Below are 12,879 nucleotides of genomic sequence, written 5' to 3' on the forward strand. Positions count from 1 at the left end.
AGCACTGCTGTCCTTATCTGTACGGCTCCTGCGTCGCCTACAGCTAAAGCAACGCTCGCCTTGCTCGCGAACGGCTAAAGGCTCCTTGCTTTCGGGCGCGGGCGTCTGCTTACGCAGCCGCCAGGGCAATTTCAAAGTGAAATTGCCCTGGATATGGACGGGGCATAAGTCCCGGCGGGCTTTCAGAGCGTTTTGCGCCTGAAATTATCGCTTAACGGCGAAGTAAATTAGCCTTGCGATAATTTCGCGGTGCGGATTTTCATGGAAAATCCGCACAGAGCGTTGAGATATTTTCAATATCAAAACGCTCTAAAAAGCGCTCATGGACCAAGGCTGCGGCATATGGCATGCCGGTCTTGGTCCATGAGCGCTTTTTGTTTGTGGAACGGATCCGTTCTTCGAGAGCCGTCAGCTGTTCAGCCCAGCACCTTGCTGCCGTTAAAGGCGATGCTCACCACTTCATAGGTAACGCGGCCGCGCGGGATTTCCACCGTAACCTCGTCGCCTTCTTCCTTGCCCAGCAAAGCCTGGCCCACAGGCGAGAGAAAAGAGATGGACCCCTTGCTTGGATCGGCCTCGTCCGGGCCGAGGATGGTAAAGTTACGGCTTTCGCCACTGTCCACATCCTCCACTTCCACGGTGGAGCCGAAGATGACTTTGTCGCCGCTGAGTTTGTCCAGGTCAACGACCTGATAGAGCGCCAGACGCGATTCAATATATTTGATGCGCGCCTCGGCCATGCCCTGGCGCTCGCGCGCGGCGTCGTAGCCCGCGTTTTCGCGCAGGTCGCCTTCTTCCCTGGCTTCTTTGATGGCCTGGATGATGGCCGGGCGCTCGCTCTTCAGGCGGGCCAGCTCTTCTTCCAGTTTTTTATAGCCTTGCACGGAAATGGGAATACTTGTCATGTCCAACCTCACAGCGCACAAAAAAAGCCTCCGCTGCCGGGCAGCGGAGCACCTGTGCGATTTTTTTGCTGAAAAAAACTTTTGGAGTGCGGCAGACGCAGCAAAAACCCTCACCGGCTAAAACCGATTGAGGGACATCAGCGTGACTGCGGACTCACCATAACCGTTGCCCGCGTTGTGGTCAAGCTCCGGAAGATTTTTTCACAACAATGAAGGATGATGGGCCGGTGTGGCCTTCCGGGCTTGCACGCCGGGGGCGCGGCGTATATGCTGAAAAGGATGTAAGAACCGCGCTCCGGCGCGTTATCGTAGCTCACGGGATGCCATGAAAAAATACCTGCGTTACCTGGGGCCCATTCTGATCACCGCTATTTTTCTGTTGGCGGTCTATCTTCTGTACAATAAGCTCAAAGCCTACAGCATCGCCCAGATCCGAGAGAGCATCCTGCAGATTTCCTATGGCCGTATCGGCCTCTCTCTGGTTCTCATGGTCATCAATTATATGATCCTGGTGGGCTATGACTGGCTGGCGCTCAAAGCCATCCATAAGCAACTGCCCCTGCCGCGCGTGGCCCTGGTTTCCTTTGTGGGCCAGGCCGTCAGCTATAATTTCGGCGCGCTGCTGGGCGGCACCAGCGTGCGCTACCGTTTCTATTCGGCCTGGGGTTTTTCCCTGACGGACATCGTGCGTCTGGTGCTCATGCTGGCCGTGACCTTCTGGGTGGGCGCGCTGGGCCTGTGCGGGATCATCTTCATGATCGCCCCGCCGGTGATTCCCGACGAGTTGTTGAGGCACATGCCCATCGCGGATGTGCGCATTCTGGGCGTGATTCTGTTTATGGTCGCCTGTTCTTACCTGGTGCTCTGTTTCACGGTGCGCAAGCCGGTACATATTTTCGGTAAGGAGTTCGTCTTTCCCGCGCCGCACATCGCCGTGGCCCAGTTCATTGTGGCCGGGGTGGACATCGTTGCCGCCGCGGCCTGCATGTACGTGCTGCTGCCCGGCGACATGGGCGTCAGCTTCCTTGATTTTCTGCCCAGCTATCTCATGGCCCAGGTGGCCGTGGTGCTGACCCACATCCCCGGCGGCGTGGGCGTGTTCGAACTGGTCATCCTGCATCTCACCCACACGTCCCACGAGCAGATGGTCTTTGCCGCCGTGCTGCTCTTCCGGCTCATCTACTATATTATACCGCTCCTGGCCGCAGCGGTGCTGCTGGCCGTATACGAGGCCCGCCAGCGCCGCCACATGCTGCGCGAGGCCGGGCGCTGGCTTTCGGTGCTCTCGCACTCCATCGCGGCCTATACGGCTTTTGTGGGTGGTCTGATTCTGCTGGTGTCGTCCACCTTGCCCACTCTGCCGCACAGCGTGGCCCTGCTCACCACGTATCTGCCCAAAAGTGCGCTGGCCGTGGGGCACTTCATCTGCGCTTTTTCCGGCGCTGCTCTGCTTTTTCTCTCCTATGGACTGGAGCGGCGGCAGGCCCGCGCCTTCAAGCTGGTTGTGACGTTTCTGATTCTGGGCATTGCGGGTGCGCTGCTCAAGGGCTTTTCCTGGGAAGTGGCCCTGATGGTCAGCGTGGTGCTGCTGGCCGTCTGTCTGGCGCGGCGGCGTTTTTACCGCTCGTCCTTTTTTGGGGAAGAGCCCATTCCCCTCTACTGGCTGGTCGGGGCTCTGGGCGCGCTGGGACTGATCTTCTTTCTGGGCTGGGCCATCTACCACCCGGCCTGGGACCGGGCGGCGAGCTGGGGCTTTGAACGGCCCTTCAACGCCTCGCGGACCTTGCGGGCCTTTCTGGGCATTATCGTGGCTCTGCTGGCTTCCTGGGTCTGGCGGGTGACGCTGCGGCGCAGACAGCGTCGCAAGAAGTAGGCGTTTCAGAGGCGGCTTACTGGGATTTGACCTTGGAGCAAATCCCGTTCCGGGCCGCAATGGGCCGGGCTACTCTGCGTTCAGCGGCGCGAAAACGGCCTCGCGTTCGGCTTGCAACACCTCGGGCAGGCGGGCGATCAGCTCCCCGACCTGGGTGGCCGGGGTGGGCGCGCAGTGCCGGGCCAGCAGACGCGCGGCCCGCGCGGCGGAAAGCGCCGCCCGGCAGAGGGGCAGGCCCCCGGCCAGAAAAGCCGTGACCAGGCCCGTAACCAGATCGCCCGTACCGCCGATGCATTCCATGGCCGCTACCGACGGGTCCGTTACCGTAGCCCGGATTTCCCCATTACAGACGATATAATCGGCCTGCCCTTTGATAATAAGGTTCGACGGGCAATTGCCGTGTTGCCGCGCGCGTGCCAGCAGACCGGGGATATCCTCCTCTTCGGCCAGCAGAAAGCCCCGCGTATAGAAAGGGTGGGGCGCTTTTTCGTCTGCAAGGAAGGCCAGTTCTCCCGGATCCGGCGTGAAAAGGTCGTAGGCGTCGGCATAGCCGCTCATCTTGGCCACGTACATGAAACCCGCGTCGGCCGCCAGCAGTGGTTTGTGTTCAAGGGCCTGGAGGGCCATGAGCACGCGATTGTGCCAATCCAGATCCGGGAAGAGATAGTGGAAGGTCAGACCCGCCAGCCCGCCCGCCAGACAGTCTGTCCGGCTGCCCGGCGCGGCGGCCAGTTCCGGCAGATGTTCCTCCAGCCAGGCGTAGGCTGCCCGGCTGCCCGTGCCCGAGCCGGTATCCCCGGCCAAAAGCAGGCCCGGCGCGGGAAAACCGCAGGATGCACAGGCCAGCAGCGCCGTGGCGGCCAGAGCCGCTGTGCCGCGCCGCACGGGCACGCGGCGTCCGTCGGGCAGAAGCAGCGCGTCGCCGTCCACCCGGCTTTGTGCTGTAACGGCGTCCGGGGTCAGGGCGAAATCCGCATCAGGAACAGTGCCCACGATCAGCCACATGCGCGTTGCCTCCGTAATTCCTCAAAAGCCTTTTGCAAACTGTAGCAGCAGAGCGTCTGTCCCAGGCGCAGGGGTTCCGGCGCTTCGGAAAGCCGCAAGCAGCACAGGTTTTGAGCCAGCCAGGGCACGTCCGGGCAGCCGCCGCCGGAAATATTGACGATGCGTTCGTCCGCCGTGTCAATGGTGATTTTCATATTGGCCGCGCGCACCATGAGCCAACGGCCCAGGCGCTTGGTCTGGAACAGGGATACGGGCTCCAGCAGCACGTCATGGGCGCTGACGACCTGCTCGGGCTCAATGTCGGCCAGTTTGAGGCGCTTCAGCACCGCCGCCTGGCTGAGCAGAGGAAAAACCACCACCATGTCGCAGCCGGTACGCAATCGGGGCGGCGGTCCCTTGACTTCCACCGTGAAACCGGCCTCACGCAGCGCACGCTCGGCCCTGATCACCTCGCCGGTGTGGGCGAAGACCAGCAGGCCCCGGTCGTTGAGGCCATGCCCGGCATTACCGTCACCTTCGCCGGACTTCCCGGAGCGCCAGGCGCGCCGCAGGCCGCCGCACAGCCGGGCGAACCATGAATTTCGTGTCTGCGTCATAGTTTCCTTCGGGCTGGATTCGCTTGGGGAATGTTCCGGCGGGGGAGGGTGCGGATTGCACGCCTCCCCCTGCCGGGTCCAGAGCAATTCACGTTTGATGTAACATTTCAGATGCAAAATGCTGCAAAAGAAGCTCAGGCTTTGCCGACGTTCAGCCGGGTCACGCCCTGGTCCTCATCCAGGGTTTCCACGCTGAAGCCATGATTGCGGGCCGCGCGGCTCACGTTCTCGCGGCTGGCGTCGTTGTCTACCAACACGCTGAACGGGCCGTCGGCGTTTTCCTTGACGGCGGTCAGAAAAAGCAGAACCGGCTGCGGGCAGGAAAGCCCGCGCGTATCAATAAGAGTGGACATCAGGCACCTCGCTTGCAGTTATAAAAGCCGATGAACAGGCAGATGGCCAGGCCGCTGAGCGTGGCGGCGGCCCCGTGCGGGCCGATGCCCGCGCCGCTGGAGGCCATGCCGAAATTGTGGGCCATGGCCGTGCCCACGATCAGGCCCACGGCGAACACGGCGGCATCGTTGTCCCCTTCACCGGCCATGAAGAGCTGGCGTCCGGGGCACCCTCCGGCCAGGGCGAAAGCCAGCCCGGCGGTGACCATGCCCAGGAAGTTCCAGAGGTCGTCGGGTTGGGCGATGGGCTGGTTTTCAAAGCCCCAGTGAAAGGAGCCCAGGCTCAGGTTGAGCACCAGGGCTGCGACCAGCATGGCCAGGAAGCCCAAGGCCAGATGCCATTGGTTGAACAGCATCACATCGCGCAGCGCGCCCATGGTGCAGAAACGGCTGCGCTGGGCCAGAAAGCCCACAAGCAAACCCGCGCCCAAGGAAAGCAGGAAGGGCGCATGCTGGGAGCCGGGTCCCTTGATGGAGTAGAAAAGTACGCCGCTTTGCGGCTGGCCGGGAATTTGAGGGTCCATGAGATAGAGGACAACCAGGCTGAGCATGATGCAGGGCAGGACCAGGCCGGAAATTTTGTCCTGGTTCTGGCTGCGGCCCAGGGAAAAGCCCTTGCTGAAGAAGAGCACGCCGATGCCCACGCCCACGATGAGCCCGGCCAGGCCGAAAAGAGCATGGGCGTCGCCGCCCGCCAGGCGCAGGATCACGCGCCAGGGGCAGCCCAGAAAGACCAGAGCGCCGATGCCCGCGATGGCACCCAGCAGAAAACGGAGGATGGGCGAGGAGCCGCCGCGCGGTTTGTATTCGCCGAAAGCCAGCGCGGCCGTGAAGGCCCCCAGAACCATGCCCAGGATTTCCGGACGCAGATACTGGACAACGGCGGCCCGATGCAGGCCCACCGCCCCCGCGATGTCGCGGTTGAAGCAGACCACGCAGATGCCCATATTGCCCGGATTGCCCGAATGCTGGAGCAGAATCGCCAGCGCGCCGAAAATCAGGCCCGTGACCGCAATGCCCGTGGTGGTGGAAAGAATGTTGAATCCCGATTTCATGAAAACCCCCCAGGTTATGGGCGCACACGCGCCCGTTGCGAATGCCGGTCAGCCATACTGACCGGCTACGCGGACGGGGATTTCGGAAAATCAGGCCTGCCGGGTGAGGAGAAAACGCAATTTCCCGCGCCGCCGTCCGCATACGCTCCACGCCGTGAAGCACAGTGTTTTGCGTCAGGTCTGGTGCAGGAACATGGCCGTTTCCTCACAGGCTTGCGCGCCGGGGCGTGTGGGAACAGCGGACGCCGTTCCGTAAGAAGTGCAAAAGAAGCGTCAAAACGGGGTTAATTGTCGCCGAGACGGACCGCGTCCTCGCCGTCGCGTTCTTCCAGCAGCACGTCCACATGCTCGTGGCGGCTGGTGTTGACCACCCGGCCCACATAGTCGGCGTGGATGGGCAATTCGCGGTGGCCCCGGTCAATGAGCACGAGCAGTTCCACGGCCCTGGGGCGGCCGTAGTCCAGCAGGGCCTCCAGGGCCGCGCGGACGGTGCGTCCGCTGAAGAGCACGTCGTCCACCAGCAGGATCACGCGTTCGTCCACGCTGCCGGGAATATTGGACTGGCCGATGTGCGGCTTGCCCTCAAGGCTGGTCCAGTCGTCGCGGTACAGATTGATGTCCAGCGTGCCCAACGGCACCTGGGCGCCGAGCCGGGCTTCGATCAGGGCGCCCAGGCGGCGGGCCAGGTCCGCGCCGCGTCGCTGGATGCCCACCAGCATCACGTTTTCGCAACGGGCGTGCCGTTCCAGCACCTGGGAGGCCAGGCGGTCCAGAATGCGCGCCATCTCGTTTTTTTCCAGCAGCAGTGTCGAACTCATGTCTCCTCCGGGCGGCGTCAGCGCCGCGTGGGCAAAGATAGACGTTTTCGCCGCCCAAGAAAAGCCCCTCCGCCAATTGACAAGCCGCGCGCTTGTCCTTAGATATTTTGAGATTACAACTATGGAGGACATAATGCTCGAATTGACGGATACCGCCCGCAAAGAGCTCGAAGCGTACTTTGCGGATAAGAAAAAGGAAAACATCCGGATCTACTCAGTCAGCGGCTGAGGCGGGCCGCGGCTCGCGTTGGCTCTGGATGAGTCAAATGATCAGGATCAGACTGAGGAACAAGGCGGTTTTACCTTCTGCATCAACAAAGACCTGCTGGCCCAGGTGCAGGGGGTCAAAATTGACCTGACCTATATGGGCTTTGCGGTGGAACCCACGGTGCCCCTGGCCGCCGCTGACGGCGGCAGCGCCTGCGGTTCCTGCTCCAGCGGCTGCGGCAGCCATTAATTTCAGGCCGCACCTCCTGTGGAGTTCCGTCAAAGCGCCTTGGTCTCCAGGCATCCGTTTTTCGCCCATCATCGCGAAAACATTTTGACGGCAAGCCCCACATGGAGGAAGCATGCTCGAATTGACCGACAGCGCCCGTAAAGAGCTTGAAAGCTATTTTGCGGACAAGGAAAAAAGCGATATCAGGATTTATCTGGCCCCCGGCGGCTGCTGCGGCCCCCAGCTCATGCTGGCCCTGGACGCCGCCACAGACGAGGACCAGAGCGAAGAACAGGCCGGCTTTACCTTTTGCCTCAACAAGGAACTGCTGGCCCGGATACAAGGCGTCAAAATTGATGTGGGCCAGACGGGCTTCACTGTGGAACCCACGGTGCCGCTGCCGGAAACCGGCGGCGGGTGCGGTGGCTGCTCTGGCGGCTGCGGTTCGCATTAGGCTTCGGCCCGATGATTTCAAATGGAGGGCGGCTGCAAGGCCGCCCTCATTCTTGGGGAAGCCCTGATTAATGGTCTTTTTGTCCTCTGCCCGCGTCCGGCTCACTCTGTAGCCGCAGGCGAACTTGCGAGCCTATGGATAAAGACGGCATCTGGTTACGCAAAACGCTGGCCAAGGAAATAGCTGTCACTATCCGTAGCGATGCTGTCTTGGTTCGTAGCAGAACTGCCCCTGTCTGTACGCCGCCTTGCGGCTACAGCTAAGGCAACACGGCTTTGCCGTGAACGGCTCAAGCAAGCCGATGACGCGGTAACGGCCGATGCCCTTGGCAGAGAACAAAAATCTTCATTACTCAGCGCTTTTCTTGGCGTGACCCATGCAAAATTTCAGCGCACTGCTTGCAAGCCGGGACGGACAACTCTATCTGGAGCGCAGCGGCATGGCCACGCGTTGCCGTCTGGCCTGCGAGGCTCTGGCCCAAGGGCGCGGCGCGGTGCTGCTCGCCCGCAACCGTGAGGAATTCCACGCGGCCCGCGCCCTGCTGACGCTTTTTCTGCCTCAGCTTTCCCTGGGCGATATCCCTATCGGTCAGGCCGTATGGGAAAGTCCCTGTCTGAGCCTGCCCGCCATGAGCCAGTGGCGGGACAGGGACAGTTGGGCCGCCCGCATGGCCGCGCTGTACGCTCTGGCCCAGGGCGGCCCGCGTTGCGTGGTAGCCGGGGTGGAAAGCGTGCTGCTGCGCTATATGCCCCTGCATTTTTTTGATTCGCGCAGTCTGGGCCTCTCGCGCGGCGGCGAATACTCGCCGGAGCTCATCCTGGATCAGGCCGTGGAATGGGGCTATGAGCGCGTTTCCCTGGTGACGCGCCCCGGCGACATGGCCCGGCGCGGCGATATTCTGGATATATTCCCTCCCGGTTACGCCAAGCCCGTCCGGCTGGAATTTTTCGGCGACGCCATTGAGGAAATGCGCCTCTTTGACGCCGAAAGCCAGCGTTCCCTGCGTCCTCTCGACGAATTGACCCTCTTGCCTGTGAGCCCGCTGGCTCTGGATAAGAACGGCCTGGCGGCGGCCCGCAAGCGCTGCGATCAGCTGTTCAGCGAGGGCCGGATCAACGAAAACGAGTGTTATTCCTTCAAGAAAACCCTGGACGGGGGCGGCGCGGGCATCCTGCCCGGCGTGTTGTGCGATTCGCCCAGCCTGCTGGAAGAATGGCTGCCCGCCGACAGCCTTTGGCTGCTCCCCGGCGAAGCGGACAGCGCTGAAGCTCTGCGCGACGGGCGGCTGGCGCTCAAGGAGGCTTTGGAGGCTGAGGACGCGCCCTTGCAGCAACCGGCGGCCCTGGCCCTGCGCAAGCATTCGCAGCCCGCGCCCTGGCGGAATTTCCAGTGCGCCTTCGCCGAACCCCTGGTCATGGGCGTGGAAGAGCGGGGGGCGGACTTTCAGGAGCGCGCTCTGCACGGCTTCAGTGACCTTTTCCCTCTGCCCGCCGCTCAGGACCGTCCCTGGCAGCATCTGTCCGCCGGGCTCAAGGAATGGCAGAGCCAACGCCGCCAGGTTATTCTGAGCTTTTCCTCCGAGCGGGGGCGCAACAAATTTCTGAAACTGGCCGAGCAGGACGGCATCATTCCGGCGTTGCGCTACGCACCGGAAGGGCGCGGCCTGTTCGCCCTGATTTCTCCCTTCCGTTCCGGCGTGGAGCTGGTCTGGGACAACAGTCTGGTTCTGGGCGAGGACATCATCTATCCCCGCGCGGAAAAAACACCGCGCGCCGCGTCCCGGGCCTTCAAGGGCCTGGACACTTTCGACGACCTCAAGAAAGGCGACCTGCTGGTCCATCGCGATTACGGCATCGGCCGTTTTGCGGGTCTGCACCACCTGGACCTCAACAGCGCGGCCAACGATTTCCTGCTCATTGAATATTCCGGGCGGGATAAGCTCTATGTGCCCGCCGACCGTCTGGGCCTGATCCAGCGCTTCAAGGGGACCGAGGGCGTGGAACCGGCCCTGGACCGTCTGGGCGGCCCGGCCTGGGCCGCGGGCAAGGAAAAGGCCCGCAAGGCCATTGAAAAAATCGCGGCCGATCTGGTGGAAATGTATGCCTACCGCAAGGTTGCCAAGGGCTTCCGCTACGATCCTCCGGGCGAGCTGTACCACGAGTTCGAGGCCACCTTCGGTTTTGAGGAAACGCCGGACCAGGCCAAGGCCATCCAGGACGTGCTGGACGACATGGACAGAGGCGAGCCCATGGACCGCCTGATCTGCGGCGACGTGGGCTTCGGCAAGACCGAAGTGGCCCTGCGCGCGGCCTTCCGCGCCGCCGCCGAGGGGCGGCAGGTGGCTTTGCTCTGTCCCACCACGGTGCTGGCGGAGCAGCATTACCAGACCTTCCGGGCGCGTCTGGCCGGTTTCCCTGTCAATGTGGGGCTGTTGAGTCGTTTTGTGACAAAGCTCCGGCAGAAGGAAGTGCTCAAGGCCGCGGCCGCCGGGCAGATCGACATTCTCATCGGCACCCACCGCATTCTTTCCAGCGACGTGAAACTGCCCAATCTGGCCCTGCTGGTGCTGGACGAAGAGCAGCGCTTCGGCGTGCGCCACAAGGAAAAGCTCAAAGCCCTGAAAAAAAATGTGGACGTGCTGACCCTTACGGCCACGCCCATTCCGCGCACCTTGCAGCTTTCCATGTCTGGCATCCGCGAGCTGTCCATCATCGAAACCGCGCCGCAAGACCGCAAGCCGGTAGCCACGGCGGTGCTGCGCCGCGACGACGCGGTTCTGAGCAAGGTCATTGAGCGCGAAATCGAGCGCGAAGGGCAGGTTTTCTGGGTTTACAACCGGGTTCAGGGCTTGGAGCGCGTGGTGGAATACGTGCGCAAACTCGCTCCTCAGGCCAGGGTGGGCATGGCTCACGGCCAGATGTCCGAAACCGAACTGGAAACCACCATGCACAAATTCTGGCATGGCGAGCTGGACGTGCTGGTCTGTACCTCCATTGTGGAATCCGGCCTGGATTTTCCGCGCGCCAACACCCTGGTGGTGGATCAGGCCCAGATGTTCGGCCTGGGCCAGCTCTATCAGTTGCGGGGCCGCGTGGGCCGCAGCGACCGGCAGGCCTATGCCTTCTTTGTGGTGCCCGATGCCGAGCGCCTGACGGCCGTGGCCGAGGAACGCCTGCGTATCATCATGGACATGGACTATCTGGGCGCGGGTTTTCAGGTGGCCATGGAGGACCTGCGCCTGCGCGGGGCGGGCAACATCCTGGGCGAGGTGCAGTCCGGGCATATGAGCCGGGTGGGACTGGAGCTCTATCTGGAAATGCTGGAGGAAGCCGTGGGCCGCCTCAAAGGCACGCCCTCGGCCCTGGCCGTGGAAACCGAACTGACTCTGGGCTTGCCTGCCCATATTCCCGCGTCGTACATTGATGACGGTCGAGAGCGTCTGCGCTGCTACAAGGCCTTGACCTCGGCCGTGGGCGGCGCTGCCAGGGAAGAGGCCGCGCTTTCCATGCGCGACCGTTTCGGTCCCTTCCCCGAGGAATTGACCAACTTTCTGGCCGTGCTGGACTTCAAGCAGTTCCTTACGGAGCTGCAGGTGCAGCGGGCCGACGTGCACCGCGACCATCTGCGTATGTTCTGGCCCGAAGGCCAGACCGCCGTGCAACCGGAGCGCATTGTGGAACTGGCGGCCAAAATGCCGGGCGCGCGCCTGCATCCCCCGGCGGGCCTGACCTTGCCGTTGGCCGCTGACTTGCCTTTCAGCGAAGGTCTGCAAAAAGTGCGCGTGGCCCTGGAGGAAATCCGCACAGCGGCTTCCTGAGATGGTCGCGTGAAGGGGGTATGGTATGGCAAGCCGTGAAGAAATACTGGCCTATGTCAAAAGGAAGTTCCAGACGGAACCGGACTACCCCTGGCGTCAGTATCCGGAATACGCCGTGCTGCGTCATGCGGAAAGCGGCAAGTGGTACGGCGTGATCATGAATCTGCCCAGGGCGACGCTTGGCCTGGCAGGCAAGGGCGATGTCGAGGTCGTCAATCTGAAATGCGATCATGTTTTGGATGTGCTTTTAAACAGTGAGCCGGGCGCTGTATTACCCGCATATCATATGAATAAGAAACATTGGCTTACCATTGTGCTGGACGGTAAATTTCCGGCAGGCGAGTTGTACGGGCTTATTGATGAAAGCCACGGGTTGACCCGGTGAGGGGCATCTTGCGGCCTGCGCGACCTGTGCGGTTCATTCCGCTGTTTTTCTGCTGCTTCCTGCTCGCGGCCTGCCTGGAGAGCCGTCTGCCCGAGGGGGTGGTGGCCACGGTCAACGGCGAACCTGTCCATTTGCGTTCCGTGCAGTCTTTGCTGGACAGCCGTTCCGCCGCGCTGGGCACTTTGCAGAGCTCTTCCCTGGAAAATATGAAACGCCGATATGGCGAAGCCCTGGGCACGCTGATCATCCATGCCCTGGTGCGCCAGGAACTGGAACACCGCCAGATTCCCGTGGGCGACGCGGCTCTGGAGCTGGCCGTGGCCCAGGTGCGCGGGGACTATGAGCCCGGCGGCCTTTCCAAGTTTCTGGCCGACGAATCCCTGGACGAAGCGGATTGGCAGGCCTTGATGCGCGACCATCTGGCCATGCTGACCTTTGAAAAGCGGGTGCTGCTGCCCGGCATCCGGGTAAGTCTGGATGAGGTGCGCGCCTATTACCGGGAGCATCAGGCGGATTTTCAGCTGCCTGAAACGCTTGACCTCTGTCTGATTTCCGGAGAAGAGCGCTCGGCTCTGGATGTCTTTTGCGCGGCCTTTCCGGCGGGCAGAAAAACGCCGCGTTCCGACCTGCTGGTACAATGCCTGGAAGTCCGTGGCGATGAAGTGCCGCCCCCCTGGAACAAAGATACGTCGGCGCTCAAACCGGGCGCCTGCGCCCCGGCCCGCCCCCAGAACGGAAGCTGGCAGACCGTGGCGCTGGTGGAACGGCAGAAAGCCCACAGCCTGGACATGGCCGACGCCTATCCGCTGATAGAACACATTCTGCTGGAGCGGAAAAAGAACGCGGCCTTTGAGCAATGGCTGGAAGGCAGTCTGTCCAGGGCTGTAATCAAGGTTTCGCCCCTGCTCAAGGAAGAGCTGCTGACCCCGGCCTCGGGCCGACAGGCCCAGCCGGATGAGAATGATGACGAAGAGGCCCGGACCGATGCCGTTGACGCGTCTCCGGGCCCGGATGCCGTGTCCGGCGGACAGGCGGGGCGGGAAGAAAAAAGTGGTCGAAAGTCGGAGCGGGACATGGCGCGCAATCCGCGACAGGACGACGCGGCCGGTACCGGGCGGCGTTGATTTCCGTCTGAGCCGCCGG

At 62.3% G+C, this 12,879-nt stretch carries 12 protein-coding genes; 6 read left to right on the plus strand and 6 right to left on the minus strand.

Translation table 11 applies throughout. The annotated features are described in order from the left end of the window. Positions 1 to 416: 416 nt before the first annotated feature. Positions 417 to 905, minus strand: a complete 489-nt coding sequence (gene greA, locus HMPREF1022_RS00425; RefSeq protein WP_008684532.1) for a transcription elongation factor GreA — start codon at positions 903 to 905, stop codon at positions 417 to 419. Between the two features lie 325 nt (positions 906 to 1,230). Between greA and HMPREF1022_RS00430 the strand changes: the two genes are divergently transcribed. Next, positions 1,231 to 2,778, plus strand: a complete 1,548-nt coding sequence (locus HMPREF1022_RS00430; RefSeq protein WP_009301389.1) for a lysylphosphatidylglycerol synthase domain-containing protein — start codon at positions 1,231 to 1,233, stop codon at positions 2,776 to 2,778. A 69-nt stretch (positions 2,779 to 2,847) separates the two neighbouring features. Here HMPREF1022_RS00430 and HMPREF1022_RS00435 read toward each other — a convergent pair whose 3' ends face one another. The 5 genes from HMPREF1022_RS00435 to pyrR form a co-directional block, all read right to left on the minus strand. Beyond that, positions 2,848 to 3,783, minus strand: a complete 936-nt coding sequence (locus HMPREF1022_RS00435; RefSeq protein ID WP_009301390.1) for an NAD(P)H-hydrate dehydratase — start codon at positions 3,781 to 3,783, stop codon at positions 2,848 to 2,850. Further along, positions 3,774 to 4,379 (minus strand): DUF3343 domain-containing protein, encoded by a 606-nt coding sequence (locus HMPREF1022_RS00440; protein WP_009301391.1) that lies wholly within the window; start codon positions 4,377 to 4,379, stop codon positions 3,774 to 3,776. Before HMPREF1022_RS00440 ends, HMPREF1022_RS00435 begins: the two co-directional genes overlap by 10 nt. A gap of 134 nt (positions 4,380 to 4,513) precedes the next feature. Further along, a complete protein-coding gene (locus tag HMPREF1022_RS00445; protein WP_008684524.1) occupies positions 4,514 to 4,732 on the minus strand; it encodes a sulfurtransferase TusA family protein in 219 nt (72 codons plus the stop codon). After that, positions 4,732 to 5,826, minus strand: a complete 1,095-nt coding sequence (gene yedE / locus HMPREF1022_RS00450; RefSeq protein WP_009301392.1) for a YedE family putative selenium transporter — start codon at positions 5,824 to 5,826, stop codon at positions 4,732 to 4,734. The genes HMPREF1022_RS00445 and yedE overlap by 1 nt, the downstream gene beginning before the upstream one ends. Positions 5,827 to 6,110: 284 nt before the next feature. Then, a complete protein-coding gene (gene pyrR / locus HMPREF1022_RS00455) occupies positions 6,111 to 6,644 on the minus strand; it encodes a bifunctional pyr operon transcriptional regulator/uracil phosphoribosyltransferase PyrR (protein ID WP_009301393.1) in 534 nt (177 codons plus the stop codon). 133 nt (positions 6,645 to 6,777) lie between these two features. On the opposite strand from pyrR, the gene HMPREF1022_RS00460 reads away from it, so the two are divergent. The 5 genes from HMPREF1022_RS00460 to HMPREF1022_RS00480 all read left to right on the plus strand — a co-directional run bounded on the left by HMPREF1022_RS00460 (position 6,778) and on the right by HMPREF1022_RS00480 (position 12,860). After that, positions 6,778 to 7,101 (plus strand): IscA/HesB family protein, encoded by a 324-nt coding sequence (locus HMPREF1022_RS00460; protein ID WP_083823196.1) that lies wholly within the window; start codon positions 6,778 to 6,780, stop codon positions 7,099 to 7,101. A gap of 112 nt (positions 7,102 to 7,213) precedes the next feature. Beyond that, positions 7,214 to 7,534, plus strand: coding sequence for an IscA/HesB family protein (locus HMPREF1022_RS00465; protein ID WP_008684518.1), 321 nt, complete (start codon positions 7,214 to 7,216; stop codon positions 7,532 to 7,534). Positions 7,535 to 7,910: 376 nt separating this feature from the next. Further along, entirely contained in the window at positions 7,911 to 11,351 is a 3,441-nt protein-coding gene (mfd, locus tag HMPREF1022_RS00470) for a transcription-repair coupling factor (RefSeq protein WP_035060149.1), read from the plus strand. 25 nt (positions 11,352 to 11,376) lie between these two features. Further along, positions 11,377 to 11,736 carry an MmcQ/YjbR family DNA-binding protein gene (locus HMPREF1022_RS00475; protein ID WP_009301397.1) on the plus strand — a complete coding sequence of 120 codons (360 nt, stop codon included), beginning with the start codon at positions 11,377 to 11,379 and terminating at the stop codon, positions 11,734 to 11,736. A gap of 26 nt (positions 11,737 to 11,762) precedes the next feature. After that, the gene (locus HMPREF1022_RS00480) at positions 11,763 to 12,860 is read left to right on the plus strand and encodes a peptidylprolyl isomerase (protein ID WP_232221513.1); all 1,098 of its coding nucleotides are present in this window, start codon (positions 11,763 to 11,765) and stop codon (positions 12,858 to 12,860) included. Positions 12,861 to 12,879: the final 19 nt, after the last annotated feature.

Origin of the sequence: Desulfovibrio sp. 6_1_46AFAA (assembly GCF_000224635.1) — a bacterium.
Taxonomy (GTDB): domain Bacteria; phylum Desulfobacterota; class Desulfovibrionia; order Desulfovibrionales; family Desulfovibrionaceae; genus Desulfovibrio; species Desulfovibrio fairfieldensis.

Excerpts from the sequence above, each read along its gene's own strand:
- greA (WP_008684532.1), bottom strand. The coding sequence starts at position 905 with ATGACAAGTATTCCCATTTCCGTGCAAGGCTATAAAAAACTGGAAGAA.
- HMPREF1022_RS00430 (WP_009301389.1), top strand. The coding sequence starts at position 1,231 with ATGAAAAAATACCTGCGTTACCTGGGGCCCATTCTGATCACCGCTATT.
- HMPREF1022_RS00435 (WP_009301390.1), bottom strand. The coding sequence starts at position 3,783 with ATGTGGCTGATCGTGGGCACTGTTCCTGATGCGGATTTCGCCCTGACC.
- HMPREF1022_RS00440 (WP_009301391.1), bottom strand. The coding sequence starts at position 4,379 with ATGACGCAGACACGAAATTCATGGTTCGCCCGGCTGTGCGGCGGCCTG.
- HMPREF1022_RS00445 (WP_008684524.1), bottom strand. The coding sequence starts at position 4,732 with ATGTCCACTCTTATTGATACGCGCGGGCTTTCCTGCCCGCAGCCGGTT.
- yedE (WP_009301392.1), bottom strand. The coding sequence starts at position 5,826 with ATGAAATCGGGATTCAACATTCTTTCCACCACCACGGGCATTGCGGTC.
- pyrR (WP_009301393.1), bottom strand. The coding sequence starts at position 6,644 with ATGAGTTCGACACTGCTGCTGGAAAAAAACGAGATGGCGCGCATTCTG.
- HMPREF1022_RS00465 (WP_008684518.1), top strand. The coding sequence starts at position 7,214 with ATGCTCGAATTGACCGACAGCGCCCGTAAAGAGCTTGAAAGCTATTTT.
- mfd (WP_035060149.1), top strand. The coding sequence starts at position 7,911 with ATGCAAAATTTCAGCGCACTGCTTGCAAGCCGGGACGGACAACTCTAT.
- HMPREF1022_RS00475 (WP_009301397.1), top strand. The coding sequence starts at position 11,377 with ATGGCAAGCCGTGAAGAAATACTGGCCTATGTCAAAAGGAAGTTCCAG.